Here is a 23,597-nt window from a genome sequence, read left to right as displayed (position 1 = left end):
CGCTTCTTCGGCATTGACGGGGTAAAAGCGGGGCCCGGATCAAGGCTCTCCTGAGCTTGCCGAAGGGTCCGGGACGACAGACAAAGGCAAGTGCCGGCCACTTGTTGAAGGTAAAGAACCTGCTTCAGCAAAGCTGACGCCCCACCCCGGCGAAGGCCGGGCCCGGTTGGGGGACGCTGAGGATGCGTCGCGCTTCGTTACCTCGGCCTCCCCAACTGGGCCCCGGCCTTCGCCGGGGTGACGGGCGCAGATACTTCAACCCAGCGCAATCAAATCGCCGCGCCAACCTACCGACAAATCAACAGCCGCCTCAACACACCTCGGCAGTCGCCCGCGGCGGCGCGCCAGCGGGCGCCCCCGGCCGTACCCGCGCCGGATGCATGTAGAACACGTCGCCCGACAGATGGTGGTTGCTGCCATACACTTCCGACAGCACGTTATAGAGCGCCGGATCGTAGCGGAGCAGGTCGGCATCGTTCAGGATCACCTGCCCGTCGACCACCGCCTGCATGTTCGAATTGAACCAGGTCTGCGTGCCCTCCGCCCAATATTCCTGCATCGTGGTCATCGCATATTCGCCCTTCCACATGCCGCGCGCCGCGGCCGCCGCATAGGCGCGCTCGACCCGCGCATAGAGCGCCGGATCGGCGACCGCGACCGCGCTGAGGATGCCATGCGAGAATTCGTGGACGAAGATATGCTCGCCGAAATAGCGCTCGCCAGGGATGCCGAGCAGATTCTCCGCCCCGGCGCTGATCAGCTGCCCGCCGGTACCCCGCGCGCGGCCGTTCCAATATTGCGCATCGGTCAACCGCCCGATTCGCTCGTCATAATGTTTGCGCTCGCAGATCGTCAGACGCGGATCGTCGCGCGTCGGCTTCTTCCAGTCGCGCTGCTCGGGCAGGTCGACCGTCCCCTCCTGCACGCCGAGGATCGCGACGCGGATATGTTGCGCGATCATCACGCGCCGCACGTCGGGGCGGTCGATCAGCATCCCGGTCACGATGTCGCGCGCGCGCAGCAACGCGGCATCGGGCACCGCGGCCGACGAGGTGATTGGAATCCCCACCGCATCGACATAGCGTTTGTAGAAGGAATCGAGCTTCCATTCGGCTGGCGGCGCGCCGATCACGCTCGCCGCATAATCGCCGCCCGGTGCCTGCGCCGTCGCCGTGCCGGCCATGCTTGCCGCCGCCAGCAGCAGCGCGCGGCGGATCTTCTTCGTCACGTTCATGTTCAGGCCTGCCCCTTCCGGTCCTGCGCAATCCACACCAGCGACTGCGGCCCCCGCTCCCTGCGCCGCTCCTGCGCGACCGCCTGTTGCGCGCCTCCGGCATCCACGCTGCCCGGTGCATATTCGACGTTGGCGCGCCCCGGAAATTCGGGGATTGCCCAACCGGTGCGGTTCATCCGCGCATAATTGGGGATCGCGGTCAGCGGCGAGCCGTCCGCCCAGCGCCCGCGGATCGCGACCACCCCGCCGAGCAGGTCGCCGGGCCATTCCGGCACCAGCGGGTCCGTACCAATCGGCAAGTCAATCCGCCGCTGGTCGGCACGCTCGACGTTATACACCAACGGTCCATAGCGCAGCGCGACCTTGCCGCGCGTCGCCTCCTCGCGCTCGTCGGCGGTGACGCGCTGCACCGCCATCGGCAATTCCAGCTCGACCTTGTCACCCTCGCGCCATTCGCGCGTGATGACGGCATAGCCTTTCTCCGCGCGGTCGACCCCCTTGCCGACCACCGGCGCGAAGGCCGCGACCGGCCCGGCGTTGTAAACCTTCCATTGCAGCATGCCGACCGACTTCTGCCCGTCACCGACGAATTCCAGCTTCAGCTTCCACGTCGTGATGCGGTCGAAGGTGGTGCGGTTGAAGCGGTCCCCCGCCACCCCGCCACCGCGCGCGTTGCGCACCGGGACGAAGGCCTTACCGTCCCAGAAGGAGAGCTGCGCCGAGGTCGGCAGCGCGATCCCTTGCGCGTCCTGCCACCAATAGAGATCGACGCTGTCGGTCGAGACTGGCTGCTCCCATTCATAGAGCACCCATTGCCGCCCGGTTTGCGGCCAGGTGCCATAGGCGCCATGCGAGGCATCGGCGGAACTGCTTGGTTCGGCACTGTTGTTGAGCGCCGCATAGCTCGTGTCCCCCGACACGAACCCGCCATGCGCCTTCGTCACCTTGGCCAGGTTGACCGGCCCGTCCGCCGGCTCCGCCGCCGCGACACCGACCGCGAGCGGCAGCCCGAGGCCCGTCGCCAACCCGGCGAGCACCTTGCGCCGGCCGATCCCGAACGCCTCCTGACGCTCGCCGCCGTTCACCTCATCCTGCGCCACGCCGCTACCTCCCCCGTCTACGATGTGCGACGCTTCCTGGAGGAGCCGATGCACAACAAGGCTAATAGGGATACGGTATACGAAAGCCATATTGCAGGCCAAGCCTGTTTGATGCGGCAAGCGCGCTATGGATAAAGCGCCTGTCGGCTAGCCGCCGCTAGGATTGTCAGAGTCGGAGCGCCACTCCGGCTTGCAGCACCGTCGGATCCATCTGCAGGCGCGTCGACGACGGATAGCCGGCGACGGTCCCGCGGGCGACGGTGCGCACATAAGCCTTTTTGACGTCTGCAAAGACGCCCCAGCGGTGATGCGGAAAGAGCGAAAGCCCCGCTTGCAGGACCGGCGCAACGTCATCGTCGACCGTTGCGTCCGCCATTCCGCGATCGCGGGTTGCCACGACATGCATGTAGGTCACGCCGGCACCGACATAGGGGGTGATCACGCGGGCGCGCAGGGGAGACCAGACGAGCGTAACCGCGGGTGCGGCATAGCGGACGTCGAGCAGCGGTCCCGCCGTCGCCAGAACACCCGCGCCGCGATACTTGATCGTCGGGGGCAGACCGGTGCTCAGGTTCAGGCCGAGGTCGAACTTCACAAAGCGGGTGACGTTCAGCGACGGCACCCATTGCGGATCGCTCTTGACACCTGCGCTGGCCAGCCGCTGCCCGGCCAACGTCACCTCGGCCTTGTCGACCATCGCGAGACGCGTGACGCCCACGTTGATCAGCCACGCCGCCCGGTTCGCCGCCTGCGCGCTGGCCAAGCCCGGCGTCGCCGTCAGCATCGCGGCGAGCAGCATCTTGATCGTCGGCCTCATCATCAAACTTCCTGCTCTCGGTATGTGGCCCGGCGGTTAGGTGCGGGCACACTAACGAGCAGTGAAGGTGGATAGCCGTTAAATGGCTGGTCTTCGTCAACATTCCCGCGCAATGTTGACGACATTAACTATCCCGCAAGGTCGCTGGACGACGAAGCCGGCATGACAGCCGACACCAGCTCGCTCCCAGCACCTCGCGCTCGCGCCGTCATCGCAGAGGCGCGCAGCTACCTGGTCGATGTGCTCACCGTCACCGCCGGTGACGAGCCACAACGTCAAAAGGTGTTCGCCCAGCAACTGATCGGCGTGGTGCGCGGTCTCAGGCCGCTCATCCCGCTCGCCTACCTGCTGGTCGTCATCGCGGTCGCATTGTTGTGGCGCGATGCAAACCATCCGCTGATGACGGCGGGCGCCGCGACGATCGTCGTCACCGCCACCTTCGCACGACTGAGGCTGATGCGGCCTTGGGCCGACCTGAACGCCTTCGCGCGCGCGCACGTCGGGGTTGCCGCGGCGTTCGGCATCGGCTGGGCCGTCTTCAGCACCGCGATCCTGTGGTCCAGCGACGAGCGACTCGTCACGGTGATCCTGTGGATCGAGATGGGGCTGATCGCCTCCGGGCTGGTCATGTACATGTACCTCCCGGTCGCGTTCGTCGTCTATGCGGTGCCGATCGCGGTCCCGATGACGATCATGTCGGCGAAGTTCGGGGTCGGCGGATCGATGACCGCGGTGCCGCTCACCATTCTCTATCTCGTCGTGCTGGCGCGTTGCGCGGTCGACCAGTGCCGGATGTTCGTCGAGGGCGAAGTGACGACGGCGCGCCTCATCGCCAGCGAGGCCGCCGCCGCGCTGGCGGACGCCGATGTCGCGGTCGCCCGCAGCGAGGCGGCGGAAGCACGTCTCGCGACGGCGCAGGCGCAGAGCAATGCGACGCGGGCGATGGCCGCGGCGGCGCAGCTGGCGGAGGAACGGCGCCACGCCGACATGATCGCGCTTGCCGAGCGCTTCGAGCGTAGCGTCCTCTCGGCGGCACGGCAGGTCTCGTCAGCGGTTCACGATCTCGACGGCTCGGCGCAGCGGCTGGCGGAGGTCGCGCTGCGCAGCACCGATGCGGTGCGCGGCATCTCCGAGCGGACGCACGAGGCCTCCTTGTCGGTGTCGACGCTCGCAGCCGCCGCAACCCAGCTCGGCACCACCATCACCAACATTTCGAGCCAGGTGGATGAGCATGCCGCGCTGTGCACGTCCGCGCACGCGTTGGCGGCCGAGAGTTCGACGGCGATCCGGGGGATGATCGACAGCGCGACGCAGATCGGGGACATGACCGCGATCATCAGCAACGTCGCACGTCAGACCAATATGCTCGCGTTGAACGCGACGATCGAGGCCGCTCGCGCCGGCCAGGCGGGCCGCGGCTTCTCGGTCGTCGCGGCGGAGGTGAAATCGCTCGCCAACCGGACGCAGACGACGGCGGGCAGCGTCTCGCTGCAGATCGGGGATATCCTGTCGCGGGTCGATGTCGCCGCCGGCAGCGTCCGCGAGACGGTTCAGGGTATCGACGACGTCGCCGGCATCGCGAGTTCGATCGCGGACAGCATCGTCGAACAGCGTCTCGCCACGATCGACATCGGCGAGGCCGCACAGATGGTTGCCAATCGCGTCAACGAGGCGCGCGACCATGTCGCGCTGTTTGCCGATGGCGCGCAGGCCGCGAGCCTGCTCACCGACGACGTCAGCGCGACCAGCCGGAAGGTTGCGGCGCAATCCGCGGCGCTGCAGGCGGCAACCGCCGAGTTTCTCTCCCAGCTGCGCGCAGCGTAGCAGGCGGGAAACACGCGGTACGATCGCCGGTCGTGCCGTCCGCTCACCGCGGCGAGAAGAGAAGCACGGCGAGACGAGGCCGGCGCGACGCCGGGTCGCGGAAGCCGGCGTCGCGCCCGGCCAGCCGGACCGGGATCACACCGCCGTTCTAAGCGGCGCCGGCTTCTTGTCGTCGGGCAATGTCCGTTTGAGATGTTCGTGCACCGTCCGCTGATTGAACGGCTTCGCAACGAACGTCGCCTTGCCCGGCATGTCGCCCGGGTTCGGGGAAACGTGGCCGGAGGCGATGACGATCTCGATGAGCGGCCAGTGCCCGGCGACGTGGCGCGCAAGCGCGAAGCCGTCGGTCGCGCCCGGCATGTCGACGTCCGAGAATAACAGGATCGTGCGCTCCCAATGCTCGGCCAGATGCGCGATCGCTTCGTCCCCGTCGAAACATTCCTGAACCCGGAAACCGGCCTCTTCAAGGATATGCGTCGTCTCCATGATGATCAGGGGATCGTCTTCCACGACGACGGCATAAGGTTTGGTCGAAAGCGGCATAGCGCCCCAACTTCCGGCCGCCGCGCAAGTTGCAGCGTCTTGCCCCGATCGGTCGATCGGTCGTCAGACCCAGCAGGCCGCTCGGCCATCGGCTCCCGTGCCGTGGCGCGCGCGTTCAGGACGGTTGGCGATCGTCCGCGACCGCGCTTGGCGGCGTACGCCCCTCACCACCCGATCAGCTGGCCAGACGCTCCCGCCTGGCACGCAGCGTGACGATCAGGCCGTCTTCCGACCAGTCGTAATGGTTCGCGCCGCTCAACTGCCCGGTGACGCTGCGATTGACCAGCCTGCTCCCGAAGCCGGCCACGTCGTCGGGCTTCTCGACGCGTGGGCCACCCTGCTCCAGCCATGTCAGAACGAGATCCTCGCCATCGGTGGCGCTGGAAACGTCGAGCGTTCCGGTGGGCGAGGAAAGCGCGCCGTATTTCATGGAGTTGGTCGCAAGCTCATAGATAATGAGCGCGATCGCCGTGGCCGAGGCTTCGCCGACCCCGATGCGCTCGACCGCCACGCGGATGCGGCCCTTGAAGGCGCCGAGATCGTCATACGGGAACAGCAGGATCGAGAGCAGATCCCCCAGCAGCGCCGCCGTCCCCTGGTCGGGGGACAGCGGCCGAACCAAATTGTGGGCACGCCCCAGTGCCGACAGGCGGCCGGTCAGTTCGTGCGCCATCTGCTCGACGCTGGTCGCCGATCGCGAGCTGATCGCGGTCAGCCCCGACGCGATCGCGAGCAGGTTCTTGACGCGGTGGCTCATCTCCCCGGCGAGAAGCTCGCTGCTTTCCTCGGCCTGCTTCCGGCCGGTCACATCGAGGAAGATGCCGAACATGGTGCGCGCGACGATGTCGGCGTCGTTGCCTTTTCCGCGCGCCGCCACCCAGCGAACCTTGTCGCCGATCAGGATGCGGAAATCCGTCTCGTACGATCCGGTCATCACCCGCGTGGCATTGAAGGCGGAGCGGACCCGGTCGCGATCGGCAGGATGGATGCGGGCCGGCAATTCCTCGAACGTCACCTTGTTGCTCCAGGGCAGACCCCAGAGCTCAAACCCGCACGGGTCCATCGTCAGCACGCCCGTGTCGACGTTCCAGGACCAGAGCGCCACCCCCGCCGCCTTGATCGCACGCTGAAGCTGGTCGAGTTGCCATTCGTGCGTCGCAGGTGCTTCGGTCGCCACATCTTTCCCCCTCGCCGATTGTCTGCGCTCATCCACTGCCCCGGGGGCCGGCGGTCTATGATCTGCGCTAAGCCGGTGCAGCCACGGCCCTCCGCCGCATCAGCCCCGCGCGGCTCCATCGTTCGGCTCGCACGGCTTCCCGCATGAGCGGAGATCGACCCCGTCCGGGGCCTTTGGAAACCAGCTGAGATGATGAAGTGGCGGAGAGGGTGGGATTCGAACCCACGGTACCCGTGAGGGCACGCCGCATTTCGAGTGCGGTGCATTCGACCACTCTGCCACCTCTCCGCGAGGGTCACCGGCGGCTCCGAAAAGCGCCCGGCGGTGGGTCGAGGCGCGGCCCCTAGCGGCTTGCGATACACAGCGCAAGCGCATCTCGTGTTGTGCTGCACGATTTCTGCACTAGATACGCTGGCATGACCCGCGATGCGCTGGCTGATACCCGCCTCCCTGCCGATCCGATCGCCCCGCCGATCGCCCACGCCCGTTTCTCGATCGGCGACGTGGTGCGCCACCGCATGCTCGATTTCCGCGGCGTGATCTTCGACGTCGATCCGGTCTTCGCCAACAGCGAGGAATGGTATCAGTCGATCCCGGAGACGCTGCGTCCCGCCAAGGACCAGCCCTTCTACCATCTGCTCGCCGAGAATCTCGAATCGAGCTACGTCGCCTATGTCAGCCAGCAGAACCTGGAGCATGACGACAGCGACGAACCCGTCGACCACCCCGCGATTGCTGGGCTGTTCGACCGGTTCGACGGCGGACGCTATGGACTGAAGCGGCTGCACCGCCATTAACCTGTCCCGCGGCCGGGGAATCGGTTGACATCCCGAAAGGGCTATCCTAACCGCCACGCTTCAACCGTGCGGCTGTGTCCGTCGCGGTCCATGACATTTGGGAAGCAATTCCCGTTGAAGGAAACATCGTAGCCATGTTCGCAGTCGTGCGCACGGGCGGCAAGCAGTACCGCGTCGCCGCCGGAGACAAGATCGTCGTCGAGAAGATCGAGGGCGAGGCCGGCGCGTCGGTGACGCTGGGTGACGTGCTGCTCGCTGGCGAGGGCGCGGAGCTGAAGGACGTCGCGGGCCTGACGGTCGCCGCCGAAATCATCGCCCAGGCGAAGGGTGAGAAGGTGATCGTTTTCAAGAAGCGTCGCCGTCACAACTATCGTCGCCGCAATGGCCATCGCCAGAACCACACGATCCTGAAGATCGTCTCGGTCGGCTGAGCCCCAAAGCGCGAAAGGAACAGACACAATGGCACATAAGAAAGCAGGCGGTTCGTCGCGTAACGGTCGTGATTCGGCCGGCCGTCGCCTTGGCGTGAAGAAGTTCGGCGGTCAGGAAGCGATCGCGGGCAACATCCTCGTGCGTCAGCGCGGGACCAAGTTCTATCCGGGCCGCAACGTCGGCATCGGCAAGGACCATACCCTGTTTGCGCTCGTCGACGGCCGCGTGGTGTTCCACGACGGCAAGCTCGGCCGCAAATTCTGTTCGGTCGACATGATTGCGGCCGCGGCCGAATAACATCGGGTGACCACACGGGTTGCCCACCAGGGCGACCCGGGGTTCCGCGACGGAACCCAGCCAGACAAGGGAGACGGGTCCGCCCCGGCTCCCTTTTTTATTGCTGCTCCCTCCACTTAACCGTTCCCGTGTCGCGCGCGCGTCATTGTCGCGTGCCACGGGCCCGTCGCAGGAGATGGAGCACATGTTCGCGTTGACGCCCCGCTTGACGTTACGGCCCGGCTGGTTCGAGGACGCGCCCGCGCTTGCGCAGGCGATCGGCCACGAAGCGGTCGTCAACCGCCTTGCGCGCGCGCCCTGTTCCTATACGCCGGCGGATGCCGAAACCTTCCTGTCGCTCCCGCGTGGCGCGACCGAGCCGCGCTTCGTCATCGTCGAGCGCAGCGGCGATCACCGGCTGATCGGCGGGATCGGGCTGCACCGCGCCGAAAACGGCGATCACGAACTCGGCTACTGGCTGACCCCCAACGCCTGGGGCCGCGGCTATGCGACCGAGGCAGGGCGTGCGGTGCTCGCCATTGCGCGCCACGCGCTCCCGCTGACGCGACTCACCGCCTATCATCACGCCGACAATCCGGCGTCGGGGGCGGTCCTGCGCAAGCTCGGCTTCGTTGAGACGGGTCGCTCACAGCGCTGGTCGCTGGCGCGCGGCGGGACGGTCGCGGCGGTCGACTTCGCGCTCGATCTCGACGCCGCAGCGGCACCGTTTGCCGGGACGATGCCGATCGCGGCTTGACCGCGCGATCGGATGCGGCATTCGCGCGCGCCGGATCGGCGAGGCTGGCGCATCGCGACCATCCGCACGCGCACCGGGGCGGTCGTCAGCGCGCGATCGCTGCCAGCACCGGGTCGCCCTGCGCGGTGCGTTCGGCATGGTCCAGATAGAGCGTCGGACGATAGGACTCGCGGGGCAGCCCGGTTACGGTGAACAATTGTTCGGTGCCGAGGTCGATCGTCGCGCCCGATCCCTCGATGGTGGCATTGTCGAGCGCGCCGAGCAGGTGCGCCAGCACGCTGCCGACCGTCGTCGCGCCGATCGCGTCGAAACCGATCATCAGTCCTTCGCCCATGCTGCCCGTCCAGCGCCCCCCGGCGACATAGACCTTACCAGGATAGCGCGTGCCGAACGGCGCGACATATTCGACGAACTTGCGCGTCGGCCCCAGCACCCGCGTCTCGAAGGGGACGACGTGCATCTGGTACGGCCGGTCGTGATCGACGAAATGCCCCATGATGCCGCGTGCGACGCTCGTGTTGCCGCCGCTCGGCGTATTGCGCAGGTCGATCAGCAGCGTATCGGTGTCGGACAGCCCGGCCAGCGCCGCGCCGAACGCCGCAATCAGCTTCTGGTCGCCGAGTGAATTGTTGATGCGGATCACCCCGATGCGCCCGTGCCGTTCGACGGTCAGCAGTGGACCGTCCTCGATCCGCTGCGCCAGATCATTGCTCGCCGTCAGCGCGAACCGCCGCTGCCGTCCGCCATCGGCAAGCTCCAGCGTCCGCGCGCGCTTGCGATGCCCGGCCAGCGCGACGTTGAACGCAAAATCGATCTGCAGCGCGCTCAGCTCGGCGAAGCGTCGTCCGGTCACATCCTCGACGGCCGCGCGCGGCGTGAGTCCCTCGACACGCACAACCGTCATGCCCGGCCGTACGCCCTGCCCGGCGGCATCGCCATTCTCGCGCACGTCCGAAATTACGAAGTTGCCGCCATCGTAGCGGCCGAAAAGATCAGAGGCGGTCGGGACGATCGACCAGTCCTCGCTGTCGAGCGGACCGACGACGAAATGCGGGTCGGCGAAATTGTGCGCGACGTGCTGCAGGACATTGATGAACGCCTTGTCGTCCGGCGCGGTGCGCGCGCGATCGGCGAAGGCGGCGAGGATCCGTTCGCCATCGACCCCGCTGCGCGCGAAATAACCGTAACGCTCGTGCAGCAGCGTCGCGAACTCGGCCCATGCCTTCGGTGCTTCGAACGCGGCGGCGCGCTCCTGTGCGCCGACGGCCGTGGCGGGCAGCGACAACAGCGCTGCGATACAGGCGATCAGGCTAGGGCTTTTCATCGCGGCAGCATCGATGACGCGGGCGGCCGAGGCAAGCGCCGCGACCGGCTCAGGCGGCAACCTTCGGCAGCACCGCCGCCTCGTAATCGCTCTCGGCCAGCCCGATCAGCGCCCGATCGTCGTGCTTCCACGGGTGAAAGCCGGGCAGGAAATATGCCAGCCACACCCCCGCCACTTTCCGCGCCATTCCCGGATAACCGAACGCATACCATGCCATCCGCGCCCACACTTTCGGCCCGGTCAACCCGTCCTGCCGCAGCAACTCGGCCATCCCGCGCGCGCGGCCATGAACGAACCGCCACGTCGTGATCAGCATCACCAGCGCCTTGACGCGCCAGCGCGTGAAGCGCGGCCAGTCGCGCGTGGCGTGCAGCCAGGTGTCATAGGCGACGCCCTTGTGCTCGATCTCCTCGGCGGCGTGCCACAGCCACAACGCCCGCGCCTGTTCGTCGCCGCCGGCCAGATGGCGCGGATCGGCGATTAACTCGTGCGCGAGCATCGCCGTGAAATGTTCGAGCGCGGTGGTCGCGGCGAGGCTGCCGATCGGCGGGCGTCCCTTGGTCAGCGCCAGCGCGGCATCGACATCGCGATCCAGCAGCGCCGTGTCATACCCCTGATCGGCGACATGGCGGTTGAACGCCACATGCTCGCGGGTATGCAGCACCTCCTGTTTGATGAAGGCGTTGATCTCGCGCGTCAGCCGCGGCGGGGTGCCGTCGCGAAACGTGCGCACGCTGTCGACGAAGAACCCTTCGCCCTTCGGGAAGGTGACGGACAGCGCGTTGTAGAAGGCGGTCGCATAGGGATCGTCGTTGAGCCACCAGCGGCGAATCGCCGCACCGCGTCCGAACCGCCGGTCGCGCGGGGTGATGGTCAGGTCGGCGGGAGTGGTTGCTTTCGCCATGGAAACCTCCACTAAGGACGAACACGATCCGTCTATTTACATTGGTGTCAGTTAATTGTCTCCTGCCCCGATTGCAACCCCACGCCGGCGGCTGAGCCCCGAGGCGTCGCGCGACGCGGCGCTGGAGGCGGCGCGCGTGCTGCTGGTCGAACAGGGACCGCAAGCGGTCACGCTGAAGGCGGTAGCGGGGCGGATCGGGCGGACGCACGCCAACCTGCTCCACCATTTCGGCTCGGCGGACGGGCTGCAATCGGCGCTGATCGAGCGGATGACCGCCTTGGTTGTCGCGCCGATCCGTGACGCGGCGCGCCGCTCGCGCGAGCGCAAGGACCCGGCCGAGCTGGTCGACGTGGTGTTCGACGCCTTTGGCGCGAACGGCGCGGGGGCGCTGGCGACGTGGATGATCCTCAACGGCAATCAGGACGCGCTCGACCCGATCCTCACCGCGGTCCACGATCTGGTCGAGGATTTGTCGCGCGAGGAACAACGCCCCGACGCGCCGATCAAGGACGAGACGCTGCAACTGGTGCTGGCGGCGCTGGGCGACGCGCTGCTGGGTGGGCCGATGGCGCGCGCACTGGGGCTGCCGCGCGACCGCGCGCGGGCGATCGCGCGGACGATGTTGCTCAGGGATCGGGGCGTGACGGAGGCATAATCGCCGATCCGTTACACCATCAGGCAGCGATCGCAGCGTCGTCGCTGAGAAACGGAGCGACGACACCCACCGCTCGATCGACATAGAGCGCCTTTTCGCCGACCGGCGCGACATAACGGATCGCCTCCTCGGCATCGCGGATCGATGCGCCACGCGCGATCATCCAGGTCGCAAGATACTGCGATGCGAGGCATCCACCTGCGGTCGCAACATTGCCATGGGCGACGAACGGCGCATCGATCACTTTCACTCCCGCCTCGACGACCCATGGCTTCGTCGTCAGATCGGTGCAGGCGGGAAGATCGCCGATCAGACCCAATTTGGCGAGCAACAATGTCCCGGAACATTGCGCGCCGATCAGCTGCCGGGCGGGATCAAGCTCGATCCGGGCAAGCAGGTCTTCGTCAGCCGCGATGTCACGCGTCTTGATGCCGCTGCCGATCAGCACGGCATCCGCCTCGGCCGCAAAGGCCAGCGGCTTTTGACGCTGAACCGTGATGCCGTTCATCGACGTCACTTGCTCGGTCGGGGAGGTGATGTGCGCTGCCCATCCAAGCGGCTTCAGGCGATTAAGGATTGCCGCCGCAACGAACGAGTCCAGTTCGTTGAACCCCTCGAACGTCAGAACTGCAATCTGCATGGCCGCTTTCCTTGGCGATGATTGAGGCGCCTTCATACAGCGCCAGCCCACGGAACGCCCGCAATTTCACCGTTCCACCCGCGTTTGCGTACAAGCGATTGCCGTCGCTCGATCTTCGCGAAGGAAGCCGCGTTGTCGGTCGCGGGACGAGCCCGCGACTGCCGGGCGCGCTCCGATATCGCTTTAGCCGCGCTAAAGCGGTACGGAGCACGCCATGCACTTTCTCGATCAAGCGAAAATCTTCGTCCGCTCCGGCGCGGGCGGTCCCGGCGCGGTCAGCTTCCGGCGCGAAAAATTCATCGAATATGGCGGACCGGACGGCGGCAACGGCGGCAAGGGCGGCGACATCGTCTTCGAGACCGTCGCTGGGCTGAACACGCTGATCGACTTCCGCTACACCCAGCATTTCCGCGCCCCGCGCGGGCTGGGCGGCTCGGGCAGCAATCGCACCGGCGCGGGCGGCGACGATCTCGTCATCCGCGTGCCGGTCGGGACGCAGATCCTCGCCGACGACGAGGAACGCACGCTGCTCGCCGACATGACGCGCGTCGGGGAGCGGCTCACCTTCCTGCGCGGCGGCGACGGCGGGCGCGGCAACGCCAGCTACAAGACTTCGACCAACCGCGCGCCGCGCCAGCACGGCACCGGCTGGCCGTATGAGGAGGCGTGGGTGTGGCTGCGGCTCAAGCTGCTCGCCGACGCTGGCCTCGTCGGCCTCCCCAATGCCGGCAAGTCGACCTTCATCAACCAGGTGACGAACGCGCAGGCCAAGGTCGGCGCCTACGCCTTCACCACCACCCGCCCGCAGCTCGGCGTCGTCCGCCACAAGCAGCGCGAGTTCGTCGTCGCCGACATTCCGGGTCTGATCGAGGGCGCGGCGGACGGCGCCGGGATCGGCGACCGCTTCCTCGGCCATATCGAGCGCTGCCGCGTGCTGCTCCACCTGATCGACGCCAACGACAAGGACGTCGCCGAGAGCTACCGGATCGTCCGCGACGAGCTGACCGCCTATGGCGGCGGGCTCGACGAGAAGCCGGTGGTGGTCGCGCTCAACAAGATCGACACGCTCGACGACGAGCTGATCGCGGCACTGTCGGCCGAGTTGGAGGAAGCGAGCGGCGCCGAGGTGATCCCAATCTCGGGCGCGAGCGGCGTCGGGGTCGACTGGGCGCTCGACCGGCTGCTCGAGGCGATCCCGACCCCCGACCGCCCCGTCGACGACGATGGCGAGGAGCAGGAAGTCGAATGGTCGCCGGTGTGAGGCGGTGGTCAGCATGGCCGCCAGCGACTATGCTGGCACCATGTCAACACTGGTCGTCCCCGACTATCCGCTGCTAAGTGCCGCGGGGTTTCTCGAAGTCGATTTCGGCGACCTGAAGGCGGAACTGGATAACGGGATCATCCGCATGATGGCGGGCGGCTCGGCGCGGCACGCCGAAGTGGCCGGCAACATCCAGGCATTCCTGCGAACGGCGCTGCGCGGCAGCGGGTGCAAGCCCTATACGTCGGACATGGCGACGCGCACCCACGATCTGTCGGTGCGCTACCCCGATGTGTCGGTGTTCTGCGGCAAGAACGATCCTGCGCACGACGCCGCCAAGTCGTTCGACGATCCGCGCGTGCTGTTCGAGGTGCTGTCTGCCAACACCGCGCGTACCGATCTGCGGACGAAGCTCGACGAATATAAGGCGCTCGACAGCGTCGACACGATCGTCTTCGTCGACATCGCCAGCGAGCGGCTGCGCGTCATCCAGCGCACCGGCCCGCACGGCTGGAGCGACGTGGCGCACGACGGACCGTTCGACGTGCCGCTGCCGACCTTGTCGCTCACCCTCCCCCATGCCGAGATCTTCGCGCGCGATTGAGCCCCGCCGCGCGCCGCGCTAACGCCGCGCCCATGTCGCTCTTCCCCCCCGCCGCCTGTCCGCGGCTGATCGTCAAGATCGGCTCGGCATTGCTCGTCGACCCCGAAGGCGGCGTGCGGCGCGCGTGGCTGGAGGGGATCGCGCGCGACATCGCCGAACGTGCCGCCGCCGGGCAACAGGTCGCGGTCGTCTCGTCGGGCGCGATCGCGCTCGGCGCGCGCCGGCTCGGGCTCGCCAAGGGCGGGCGCGCCAGTCTCGAGGATGCGCAGGCCGCCGCCGCCACCGGGCAGATCGCGCTGGCGGGCGTATGGGCCGACGTCCTCGCCGCGCAGGGGCTGACCGCCGCACAGATGCTGGTGACGCTCGGCGATCTCGAGGAGCGCCGCCGCTACCTCAACGCCGCCGCGACGCTTGGGCGGCTGCTCCAGCTCGGCACCGTGCCGGTCATCAACGAGAACGATTCGGTCGCCACCGAGGAAATCCGTTTCGGTGACAACGACCGGCTCGCCGCGCGAATCGCGCAGGCGGCGGGCGCGCAGGGCGTTGTGCTGCTCTCCGACATCGACGGGCTCTACGATCGCAACCCCGCGCAGCCCGGCGCGCAGCACATCCCGCGCGTCGAGCGGATCGACGCCGGTATCGAGGCGATGGCCGATCGCGGCTCGGCCTCCGGCATGGGCTCGGGCGGGATGGTGTCGAAGATCGCCGCCGCGCGGATCGCGAATGCCGCCGGGGCCGCGCTCGCGATCGCCTCCGGCCACGCCGAGCGCCCGCTGTCGACTGCCGCGCGCCACACCCTGTTCGTCGCCGAGCGCACCGCACCCGCGCGCAAGGCGTGGCTGGCGGGCGGGCTAACCGCGGCGGGGACGATCCACGTCGATGCCGGCGCGGCGCAGGCGCTGACCGAGGGCCGCAGCCTGCTCGCCGCTGGCGCGACTCGCGTCGAGGGCACGTTCGCGCGCGGCGATCTCGTCGCAATCACCGGTCCGGCTGGCCCGATCGCGCGCGGCCTGTCCGAATATGACGCCGCCGAGACCGCACGGCTGCTCGGACGGCGCAGCGACGAACATGCCGCGCTGCTCGGCTACGCGCCACGCGCCGCGCTCGTCCATCGCAACCATATGGCGTTGCTGTGATCCTCGCGCTGACCGGCGGCACCGGCTTCGTCGGCGGTGTGCTGATCGAACAGGCGCTTGCCGCCGGGCATCAGGTGCGCGCGCTCGCCCGCCGCCCGCAGCCGCCGCGCGAGGGCGTGACGTGGATCGCCGGCGCACTCGACGACCCGTCGGCGATCTCGACGCTCGTCTCGACCGCCGGGGCGGTCATCCACGTCGCGGGCGCGGTCAACGCCCCCGATCGCGCTGCCTTCGCCGCCGCCAACATCGATGGTACGCGCAACGTGGTCGACGCGGCGCGGACGTGGAACGTCCGCCGCTTCGTCCATGTCTCGTCGCTGGCGGCACGCGAGCCTTCGCTGTCGAACTACGGCTGGTCGAAGGGCGGCGCCGAAGACGTGGTCACCGCCAGCGCGCTCGACTGGACGATCGTCCGCCCGCCCGGCGTCTACGGCCCCGGCGACGTGGAGCAGCGCGATCTGTTCCGCGCCGCGCGCCGCACCGGGGTGGTGCCGATTCCGCCGCGCGGGCGATTGTCGATCATCCATGTCGCCGATCTCGCCCGCCTGTTGCTCGCGCTCGCCGAAGCGCCCGGCGACGGTGCCGTCTACGAAGCCAGCGACGGCCACCCGCTCAGCTATGCCGATTTCGCGCGCGCGATCGGCGCGGCGGTCGGGCGGCGCGCCGTCCCGCTTCCGCTCCCCGCCGCGCTGCTGCGCACCGCCGCCCGCGCCGACCGGCTGCTGCGCGGCCGGAAGGCGAAGCTGACCGCCGACCGCGTCGCCTATATGGTCCACCCCGACTGGACCGCCGACCCCGCCAAGGCTCCGCCGCCTGCGCTCTGGCAGCCGCAAATCGCCGCCGCCGGGGGGCTGGCCGAAACGGCACGATGGTATCGCGCCCACGGCTTGCTATAGCGCGGTCAGACAACTGCCGCATTTCAGGGCCACAGCATCCGCATGACCGACCGCACCGCCATTCTCGACACGCTGCGCACGCAGATCGAACCCTTCAACAAGAAGGGCGTCGCGATCACCGAAGCGACCAGCTTCCAGGGCGACCTGGAATGGGATTCGCTGACCGTGATGGACTTCGTCGCCGCGATCGAGGACGAATTCGACATCATCATCACGATGAACATGCAGGCCGAGATCGAAAACGTCGGCCAGCTCGCCGACGCGGTCGAGAAGCTGCGGGGCTGAACGACATGACCGAGACCGGCCTCCAGAGCGAGAAGCTGCCCGCCGAGCCCGTCGCCGCGCCGCCCGCACGCGATCTGTTCGCGAAGTTCGATCCGCTGCTCGCCGAGCGCACGGCGCTGATGAGCTCGGGCGTACGCGATCCGTTCGGGATCGTCATGGAGGAGGTCACCTCGCCGACCACCGCGGTGATCCGCGGTCAGGAGACGATCCTGCTCGGCACCTACAATTACATGGGGATGACGTTCGACCCGGACGTGATCGCCGCCGGCACCCGCGCGCTCGAACGCTTCGGCAGCGGCACCAACGGCAGCCGGATGCTCAACGGCACCTTCCGCGATCACGTCGAGGCCGAGGACGCGCTCAAGGAATTCTACGGCGCGAGCGGCGCGATCGTCTTCTCGACCGGCTATCAGGCCAACCTCGGCACGATCTCGACGATGGCGGGCCGCGGCGAGTACGTCATCCTCGACGCCGACAGCCACGCCTCGATCTACGACGGCTGCAAGATGGGCGATGCGGAGATCGTCCGCTTCCGCCACAATTCGGTCGAGGACCTCGACAAGCGCCTCGGCCGCCTGCCCAAGGAGCCGGGCAAATTGGTGGTGCTGGAGGGCGTCTACTCGATGCTCGGCGACATCGCCCCGCTGCGCGAGATGGTGCAGGTCGCCAAGAAGCACGGCTGCATGGTACTGGTCGACGAGGCGCATTCGATGGGCTTCTTCGGCGAGCATGGCCGCGGCGTCTACGAGGCGCAGGGGCTGGTGCTCGGCGAGGACGTCGATCTGGTGATCGGCACCTTCTCCAAGTCGGTCGGCACGGTCGGCGGCTTCTGCATCTCGAACCATCCCAAGTTCGAGGGGCTGCGCTTCTCGTGCCGCCCGTACATCTTCACCGCCTCGCTGCCGCCATCGGTGGTCGCGACCGCCGCCACTTCGGTGCGCAAGCTGATGACCGCGCACGACAAGCGCGCGCGGCTATGGGACAATGCCCGCCGGCTCCACGCCGGGCTGAAGGGGCTGGGCTTCGCGCTCGGCACCGAAACCTGCGACTCGGCGATCGTCGCGGTGATCCTGCAGGATCAGGCGCAGGCGGTGGTGATGTGGCAGGCGCTGCTGGAAGCGGGGCTGTACGTCAACGTCGCGCGCCCGCCCGCCACGCCCTCGGGCACCTTCCTGCTGCGCTGCTCGATCTGTGCCGAACATACATCGGAACAGATCGAACAGGTCATCACGATGTTTGCGGCGGCGGGCCGCCTTGCGGGTGCGACCAAGTGATGGCGCATTTGCCTTCTCTTTACGCTTGTTAACCTAACGTCGCGGCCGTGACCGATCGCGACGACATCACCGGACGACTGACCGGCGCCTGGCGCACCATCACGCTCAGCGTGATGGCGATCGCCGGCGCGGTCGTGCTCGCGTTGCTCGTCGTCACGCTGGCCGAGGTGAACGGGCAGCGCGACCGCGCGCTGGCGTCGCAGCGGCACAGCTATGACGTGATGATCCTCGCCCGCACGGTGCAGGGGACGGTCGCGCATGCCGAGGCGTCGCTCGGCCGCTACGTGATCTCGGGCGACCAGCAACTCGGCCAGATCTATTACGACGACTGGCGGCGCGCGCGGCAGGCGATCGGGCGGCTTGCCAAGCTGGTCCGCGACAATGACGTGCAGCTCACGCATGTCGCGATCCTGCAGGAGGCGTTCCGCACCCGCGGCGACGAACTGGCGCTGACCGCGCTCAGCACCAATTACGGCAAGAACAGCCAGGCGCTCTCGCGCTTCTACCAGGCGCGGCAGAGCGACGCGCTTACGCGCATCAACGATTCGCTCGACGGGATCATCACCGACGAACGGCTGCTGCTGGAGATGCGCACCACGCAGGCGCGCGCCTCGGTGCGCCGCTCGACAACCATCGCCAAGGTGCTCGCGGTGTTCGGCGTGCTGCTGGTCGGCGGCGGGATCACGATGGGCTGGGTGATGGTCGAGGCGCTTGCGGGCCGCGCGATCGCGCGCGACGAGGCCGAAAGCGAGCGGCTCCGCGCCGACGAACTGGCGGAGGCGGTGGCGCGCGCGACCGAGGAATTGCGCGCGCAGGAGGCGCGGCTGCGACAGGTGCAGAAGATGGAGGCGGTCGGGCAATTGACCGGCGGCATCGCGCACGACTTCAACAACATGCTCGCGGTGGTGCTGAGCGGGGTCGAACTCGCCGCCCGCCATCTGCCGCACGGCGCGGATGAGACCGCGCGGCATCTGGAGGGCGCGCGCGAGGGGGCGGAGCGCGCCGCGGCGCTGACCGCGCGGCTGCTCGCCTTCGCGCGCGAGACCGCGATCAACCCCGAACCGATCACCGCCGCCGCGCTGTTCGATGGGCTGGGCGACATGCTCACCCGCTCGCTGGGCGACGGCATGACGCTGGTGCTGAAGGATGAAAGCGACGGCTGGTGCGTGCGCGTCGACCGCGTGCAGCTGGAAAACACCCTGGTCAACCTCGCGGTCAATGCCCGCGACGCGATGGAGGGACGCGGCACGCTGACGATCCGCGCCGGCCATACGTCGCTTCCCGGCGACGGTGCGGCGGGCGCGAGCGGCGAGTTCATGACGCTTGCGGTCGCCGACACCGGCTGCGGCATCGCACCGGACGTCCTCGACCGCGTGTTCGAGCCGTTCTTTACCACCAAGCCGCTCGGCAAGGGCACCGGGCTGGGGCTCAGCCAGACCTTCGCCTTCGCGCGCCAGATCGGCGGCGAGGTGACGATCGCCTCGCGCGTCGCAGAGGGTACGACCGTGACGCTGCTGTTGCCGCGCGACCGGCGCAGCGAGAAGTCCCCGTCGGCGCCTACGCCCATCGCCCCGACGCCGATCGCGCTGGCGCCCGCCGCGCCGGCCGATGCCGGCCGCGCGATCCTCGTCGTCGAGGACGATCCGCGCGTCCTGTCCGCGACGATGGAGGCGCTTGCCGACCTCGGCCATCAGCCGGTCGCCTGCGACGACGCGACGCAGGTCGGCACGGTGCTGGCGGGGATGACGCAGGTCGACCTGATCCTGTCTGACGTGCTGATGCCGGCGCTGACCGGGCCGGAGATGATCGCGACGCTCCCGCCCGCCTTCGCGCACGTGCCGGTCCTCTTCGTCACCGGCTTCGCGGGGGAGGCGAACGGCGGCGTCGCGCTCGGCGACCATCCGGTGCTCCGCAAGCCGTTCACGCTCGCCGCGCTCGACCGCGCGGTGACCGCCGCGGCGGCGCGCGGCGATCATCCGGCACCGCTTGCGGCGGAATGACCCAAATCGGCTACTGACGCGCCCGCCGACCCATCCTATAGCCGGTCGTCTCGTCTCCCCTCGCAAAGGCAGCGCCGCCCCGCCCATGACCTCGATCGACCGCTACATGGCCCGGCTGATCGCGCTGCCATTGTTCTCGACGTTGCTGATCTCGGCGATGCTGCTGATCCTCGACCGGATCCGCCGCTTGTTCGACTTCGTCGCGACGCAGGGCGGGCCGGTCAGCGTCGTGTGGAAGATGCTCGCCAACCTGCTCCCCGAATATCTCGGGCTCGGCATTCCGATCGGGCTGATGCTCGGCGTGCTGCTCGCCTTCCGCCGCATCGCGACCTCCAGCGAGCTGGACGTGATGCGCGCGGTCGGGATGAGCTACGGTCGGCTGCTGCGCGTGCCGTATTTCTACGCGATCGTGCTGGCGGCGCTCAACATCGCGATCGTCGGCTATATCCAGCCGCAGGCACGCTACGCCTATGAGCAGTTGCGCTTCGAGCTGCGCACCGGCGCGCTCGGCGCGTCGATCAAGGTCGGCGAGTTCACGCATCTCGGCGACCGGATGACGCTCCGCATCGAGCGCAGCCAGGATCGCGGCCGGCAATTGTCGGGGATCTTCGTCCATGCCGAATCGCCCAAGGGCGACTGGGTCGGCGTCACCGCCGCGACCGGGCAGTTCCTTGCGACGGATGATCCGAACGTCATCATCTTCCGCCTGACCAACGGCACGCTGATCCACAACCGCCCGGATTTCACGACGCCGCGAACCTTGACCTTCACCGCGCACGATCTGCCGATCAACCTGCCGCGCTTCGAGAGCTTCCGCACCCGCGGCGGCAAGAATCTCGAATATACGCTCCCCGAACTGGCCAAGCTCGGCCACGCGCCGACGCGCAGCGCGGAGCAACGCGACGGCAGCCGCGCCGAATTCCATTTCCGGCTGGTCGAGGTCGCGTCGATGTTCCTGCTGCCGCTGCTGGCGGTCGCGCTCGGCGTCCCGCCGAAACGCTCGACCTCGGCGCTCGGCGTGTTCCTGTCGATCGTGATGGTCGTCACCTATCACAAGATCAACCAATATGCCGCGTCGCTCGGCGAGCGCGGCGCGGTCGACCCGGCGATCGCCTTGTGGGTGCCGTTCGTCATCTTCGCCGCGTTGATCTTGTGGATGTACCACACCATCGCCAACGTCCCCGGCGGGCAGCCGATCGGCGCGCTCGAGCGGTTCTTCGGCAAGGCCTGGGCGATGGTGGCGCGCTACCTGCCCGGTCGCCGCCGCAAGGAGGCCCGCGCATGACCGCGCTGTTCCCGTCGCGCACCGTCGCGATCTACATGGCGCGGCTGTTCCTGACGCGCACCTTCGGCATCCTGTTCGGGCTGGTGCTGGTGCTCCAGACGCTCGACCTGCTCAGTGAGAGCGGCCGCATCCTCGCCACCGCCGGCAACGGCGATGCCGAGGTGTGGCGCTACGTCTCGCTGCGCGCGCCGCAGCTCATCTCGACCTTCCTGCCCTTCTCGGTGCTGCTCGGCACGATCCTGACGCTGATCACGATGAACGCGAACAGCGAGGTCGTGGCGCTGAAGGCCGCCGGGCTGTCGGCGCATCAGGTGCTGGCGCCGCTGGTGATCGCCAGCGTCGGCATCGCGCTCGTCACCTTCGCGTTCAACGACCGCGTGGTCAGCCGCGCCACGGCGGAGCTGAGCGCGTGGCAGAAGGTCAATTACGGTACGATGCCGATCGATCGCGGCAACCGCAGCAACGTCTGGGTTCGCGCCGGTGACGATCTGATCCAGGCGGGCGCGATCGGCGGGCGCGGCACCGGTGCGCGGCTGGGCAATGTCACGGTCTACGAACGCAATCCCGATGGCGGGCTGCGCGGGCTCATCAACGCGCCGAACGGCGTGCGTGACGGCGATGGCTGGCGGATCTGGCCGGCGCGCCGTTTCGACGTGGCGTCGGGCGCGGTGACGCGGCTGGGCGCGACCGTCGTCGGGCGCGGGGTGACCCCCGACCAGTTCACGCTCGCCAACGTCGACGGCGACGCCTTGTCGTTCGCCGGCCTGCGCGAGGCGATCGGCGATCTCGAGGAAGCCGGCCGCCCGACCAAGGCGCTGGAGGGCGTGCTTTGGCACAAATTGTCGGGGCCGCTGTCGTCGGTGCTGATGCCGCTGCTCGGTGCGGTCGCGGCGTTCGGGATCGCGCGTTCGGGGGCGCTGTTCGTCCGAGCGGTGATCGGCATGGCGCTCGGCTTCGCTTATTTCGTCGCCGACAGTTTCGCGCTGGCGATGGGCAATCTCGGCGCCTACCCGCCGTTCCTCGCCGCGTGGGCACCGTTCCTGCTGTTCCTGCTGATCGGCGAAGCGGTGCTGCTCAGGACCGAGGAATAGCGGCGGCACGTTCCGGGCTGCGAAGACCCCGGACACTTCAATGAACGGCTCGGAATTCGCCATTGTGAGCGTAGCGCGGCAATCCAGGGCGTCGTGATCCGGCGCTGGATTGCCGCACTACGCCCGCAGTGACAGCCTGACTGGAAACGACGACGGACCGATCAACGCCCGCGTAGCGTCGCCATCGTCAGCTTGCCGACCAGCCCCGGCAGCCCGCGATAGTTCGCCTTGTAATAAGGCGAGTCTGCTTCCAGCACCCCGCTCAGCCGCTGATGCGCCTCGCCCAGCGCGTGGTACGGCACGCCCGGCAGCAGATGGTGCAGTGCGTGATAGCGCAGCCCGATCGGCGCCCACAGCACCGGCAGCAGCGCCGGCGGCGGCACGTTGACCGAGTCGAGATATTGCGCGGTGACGGTCATCACCTCACCCTCGTTCTCCCACAGATGCGCGACCAGCGTCCGCACCTGGTTGATGAGCGCCACGCCCGACCCGACGGCAAGGAAAATCAGGAACGCCGTGAGCGGCAGCACGCCGGTGGCGGTGAGCACGATCAGCGCGAGCGCCCATACCGCGGTCGCGGCCTCCAGCCGCTCCCAGCGCGTCTTTTCGTCGCCCTGCGGCATCCGACGACGGAACTGTGGGTTGATCGACAGCGCCGAATAACGCGACACCACCGCCGCCCGCAGCTTCGGCGACAACACCGACAGCGGGGCGAGCACGCCGAAACGGATCAGCAGCCCGACCGGCGCCAGCGCCGAAACGAGGATGAACACCGGCAGCGTCCACGGCTTCATCAGCGCGAGCGGCAGATACTCCGGGTCCTCCGACGTGCCGTAACGCGTCTTGGCATGGTGCAGGTTATGCACGCCTTCATACATGAAGGACGGGATCATCATCGGCACGCCGATCAGTGCGTTCCACCCCGCGCGGAAACCGGGCAGCGCGGCATGCTTCACGTGCGTCAGCTCGTGGATCATGCTCATCCCGCGATACAGCGCGAACACCGAAACCACTCCGGCGACGATCGCCAGCGCGGTCGAGGTGGCGACGATCGCCACCGCCAGCGCACCATAGCCGACCAACGACGAGGCGATCAGATCGGCCCAGTAGATGCCGGGGCGCGGCTTGAGCAGGTCGCGGGTCAACTCGGCAGCCGCGCGCAGCATCGCCTTGTCGTCAGCGATCACCGGGCGTGCCGCCCGCGCGTCGGCAGTCGCACGATCGAGAGTCATGGTGTTCATGGGCATATCCATTGTCCGAACATAGTGGCGACAGCGTGACCGGA

Annotated in this window: 24 protein-coding genes and 1 tRNA gene; 15 read left to right on the top strand and 10 right to left on the bottom strand. The window is 68.1% G+C overall.

All coding sequences use genetic code 11. The features are described from left to right. Nucleotides 1-310: 310 nt before the first annotated feature. From FHS97_RS03760 to FHS97_RS03750, 3 genes are all read right to left on the bottom strand, one after another. Nucleotides 311-1,234: a glycoside hydrolase gene (locus FHS97_RS03760; RefSeq protein ID WP_246346423.1), complete on the bottom strand. Its 924-nt coding sequence runs from the start codon at nucleotides 1,232-1,234 to the stop codon at nucleotides 311-313. A gap of 2 nt (nucleotides 1,235-1,236) precedes the next feature. Beyond that, the gene (locus tag FHS97_RS17680) at nucleotides 1,237-2,334 is read right to left on the bottom strand and encodes a beta-L-arabinofuranosidase domain-containing protein (RefSeq protein WP_221233099.1); all 1,098 of its coding nucleotides are present in this window, start codon (nucleotides 2,332-2,334) and stop codon (nucleotides 1,237-1,239) included. A 166-nt stretch (nucleotides 2,335-2,500) separates the two neighbouring features. After that, on the bottom strand, nucleotides 2,501-3,151 hold the full coding sequence (locus tag FHS97_RS03750; protein ID WP_184033331.1) for an OmpW/AlkL family protein: 651 nt from the start codon (nucleotides 3,149-3,151) through the stop codon (nucleotides 2,501-2,503). Nucleotides 3,152-3,313: 162 nt separating this feature from the next. Between FHS97_RS03750 and FHS97_RS03745 the strand changes: the two genes are divergently transcribed. Continuing rightward, a complete protein-coding gene (locus FHS97_RS03745) occupies nucleotides 3,314-4,975 on the top strand; it encodes a methyl-accepting chemotaxis protein (RefSeq protein WP_184033329.1) in 1,662 nt (553 codons plus the stop codon). Nucleotides 4,976-5,110: 135 nt separating this feature from the next. On the opposite strand, the gene FHS97_RS03740 is transcribed toward FHS97_RS03745, so the two are convergent. From FHS97_RS03740 to FHS97_RS03730, 3 genes are all read right to left on the bottom strand, one after another. Further along, nucleotides 5,111-5,485 (bottom strand): response regulator, encoded by a 375-nt coding sequence (locus FHS97_RS03740; RefSeq protein ID WP_343053358.1) that lies wholly within the window; start codon nucleotides 5,483-5,485, stop codon nucleotides 5,111-5,113. Nucleotides 5,486-5,693: 208 nt separating this feature from the next. Continuing rightward, nucleotides 5,694-6,581 (bottom strand): sensor histidine kinase, encoded by an 888-nt coding sequence (locus FHS97_RS03735; RefSeq protein ID WP_184034058.1) that lies wholly within the window; start codon nucleotides 6,579-6,581, stop codon nucleotides 5,694-5,696. A 312-nt stretch (nucleotides 6,582-6,893) separates the two neighbouring features. Continuing rightward, nucleotides 6,894-6,983, bottom strand: a tRNA-Ser gene (locus tag FHS97_RS03730). A 128-nt stretch (nucleotides 6,984-7,111) separates the two neighbouring features. Here FHS97_RS03730 and hspQ point away from each other — a divergent pair. The 4 genes from hspQ to FHS97_RS03710 all read left to right on the top strand — a co-directional run bounded on the left by hspQ (nucleotide 7,112) and on the right by FHS97_RS03710 (nucleotide 8,957). Continuing rightward, entirely contained in the window at nucleotides 7,112-7,492 is a 381-nt protein-coding gene (hspQ, locus tag FHS97_RS03725) for a heat shock protein HspQ (protein WP_184033325.1), read from the top strand. A gap of 134 nt (nucleotides 7,493-7,626) precedes the next feature. Then, nucleotides 7,627-7,923, top strand: a complete 297-nt coding sequence (gene rplU / locus FHS97_RS03720; RefSeq protein WP_022687449.1) for a 50S ribosomal protein L21 — start codon at nucleotides 7,627-7,629, stop codon at nucleotides 7,921-7,923. 28 nt (nucleotides 7,924-7,951) lie between these two features. Next, complete coding sequence (gene rpmA, locus FHS97_RS03715; RefSeq protein WP_022687450.1) at nucleotides 7,952-8,221, top strand: 50S ribosomal protein L27; 270 nt, start codon at nucleotides 7,952-7,954, stop codon at nucleotides 8,219-8,221. Nucleotides 8,222-8,405: 184 nt separating this feature from the next. Further along, the gene (locus FHS97_RS03710) at nucleotides 8,406-8,957 is read left to right on the top strand and encodes a GNAT family N-acetyltransferase (protein ID WP_184033323.1); all 552 of its coding nucleotides are present in this window, start codon (nucleotides 8,406-8,408) and stop codon (nucleotides 8,955-8,957) included. 85 nt (nucleotides 8,958-9,042) lie between these two features. On the opposite strand, the gene FHS97_RS03705 is transcribed toward FHS97_RS03710, so the two are convergent. Together FHS97_RS03705 and FHS97_RS03700 are read right to left on the bottom strand one after the other, a co-directional pair. Then, entirely contained in the window at nucleotides 9,043-10,281 is a 1,239-nt protein-coding gene (locus FHS97_RS03705) for a S41 family peptidase (RefSeq protein WP_184033321.1), read from the bottom strand. A 49-nt stretch (nucleotides 10,282-10,330) separates the two neighbouring features. Continuing rightward, on the bottom strand, nucleotides 10,331-11,185 hold the full coding sequence (locus FHS97_RS03700; protein ID WP_184033319.1) for a metal-dependent hydrolase: 855 nt from the start codon (nucleotides 11,183-11,185) through the stop codon (nucleotides 10,331-10,333). A 55-nt stretch (nucleotides 11,186-11,240) separates the two neighbouring features. Between FHS97_RS03700 and FHS97_RS03695 the strand changes: the two genes are divergently transcribed. Beyond that, a complete protein-coding gene (locus FHS97_RS03695) occupies nucleotides 11,241-11,840 on the top strand; it encodes a TetR/AcrR family transcriptional regulator (RefSeq protein WP_221233098.1) in 600 nt (199 codons plus the stop codon). 19 nt (nucleotides 11,841-11,859) lie between these two features. Here FHS97_RS03695 and FHS97_RS03690 read toward each other — a convergent pair whose 3' ends face one another. After that, nucleotides 11,860-12,480 carry a DJ-1/PfpI family protein gene (locus tag FHS97_RS03690; protein WP_184034054.1) on the bottom strand — a complete coding sequence of 207 codons (621 nt, stop codon included), beginning with the start codon at nucleotides 12,478-12,480 and terminating at the stop codon, nucleotides 11,860-11,862. Between the two features lie 214 nt (nucleotides 12,481-12,694). Here FHS97_RS03690 and obgE point away from each other — a divergent pair, with 214 nt between their 5' ends. From obgE to lptG, 9 genes are all read left to right on the top strand, one after another. Continuing rightward, on the top strand, nucleotides 12,695-13,741 hold the full coding sequence (obgE, locus tag FHS97_RS03685) for a GTPase ObgE (RefSeq protein ID WP_184033317.1): 1,047 nt from the start codon (nucleotides 12,695-12,697) through the stop codon (nucleotides 13,739-13,741). A 13-nt stretch (nucleotides 13,742-13,754) separates the two neighbouring features. Then, nucleotides 13,755-14,345, top strand: coding sequence for a Uma2 family endonuclease (locus FHS97_RS03680; RefSeq protein ID WP_246346422.1), 591 nt, complete (start codon nucleotides 13,755-13,757; stop codon nucleotides 14,343-14,345). 32 nt (nucleotides 14,346-14,377) lie between these two features. Then, entirely contained in the window at nucleotides 14,378-15,481 is a 1,104-nt protein-coding gene (gene proB, locus FHS97_RS03675) for a glutamate 5-kinase (RefSeq protein ID WP_184033315.1), read from the top strand. Continuing rightward, entirely contained in the window at nucleotides 15,478-16,377 is a 900-nt protein-coding gene (locus FHS97_RS03670; protein WP_184033313.1) for an NAD(P)H-binding protein, read from the top strand. Before proB ends, FHS97_RS03670 begins: the two co-directional genes overlap by 4 nt. Before the next feature lie 42 nt (nucleotides 16,378-16,419). Beyond that, complete coding sequence (locus tag FHS97_RS03665) at nucleotides 16,420-16,662, top strand: acyl carrier protein (protein ID WP_184033311.1); 243 nt, start codon at nucleotides 16,420-16,422, stop codon at nucleotides 16,660-16,662. A gap of 5 nt (nucleotides 16,663-16,667) precedes the next feature. After that, nucleotides 16,668-17,936, top strand: a complete 1,269-nt coding sequence (spt, locus tag FHS97_RS03660; protein WP_184033309.1) for a serine palmitoyltransferase — start codon at nucleotides 16,668-16,670, stop codon at nucleotides 17,934-17,936. Nucleotides 17,937-17,983: 47 nt separating this feature from the next. Next, complete coding sequence (locus FHS97_RS03655; RefSeq protein ID WP_343053357.1) at nucleotides 17,984-19,936, top strand: ATP-binding protein; 1,953 nt, start codon at nucleotides 17,984-17,986, stop codon at nucleotides 19,934-19,936. Nucleotides 19,937-20,021: 85 nt separating this feature from the next. After that, nucleotides 20,022-21,221, top strand: coding sequence for an LPS export ABC transporter permease LptF (lptF, locus tag FHS97_RS03650; protein ID WP_184033307.1), 1,200 nt, complete (start codon nucleotides 20,022-20,024; stop codon nucleotides 21,219-21,221). Beyond that, on the top strand, nucleotides 21,218-22,312 hold the full coding sequence (gene lptG / locus FHS97_RS03645) for an LPS export ABC transporter permease LptG (protein ID WP_184033305.1): 1,095 nt from the start codon (nucleotides 21,218-21,220) through the stop codon (nucleotides 22,310-22,312). Before lptF ends, lptG begins: the two co-directional genes overlap by 4 nt. Before the next feature lie 161 nt (nucleotides 22,313-22,473). Here lptG and FHS97_RS03640 read toward each other — a convergent pair whose 3' ends face one another. After that, on the bottom strand, nucleotides 22,474-23,553 hold the full coding sequence (locus tag FHS97_RS03640) for a fatty acid desaturase family protein (protein WP_184033303.1): 1,080 nt from the start codon (nucleotides 23,551-23,553) through the stop codon (nucleotides 22,474-22,476). Nucleotides 23,554-23,597: the final 44 nt, after the last annotated feature.

This window comes from Sphingomonas endophytica, from assembly GCF_014199415.1.
Classification (GTDB): domain Bacteria; phylum Pseudomonadota; class Alphaproteobacteria; order Sphingomonadales; family Sphingomonadaceae; genus Sphingomonas; species Sphingomonas endophytica.
The sequence above is the reverse complement of the archived record's forward strand: the minus strand, read 5'-3'. Positions and strand labels throughout refer to the sequence as shown.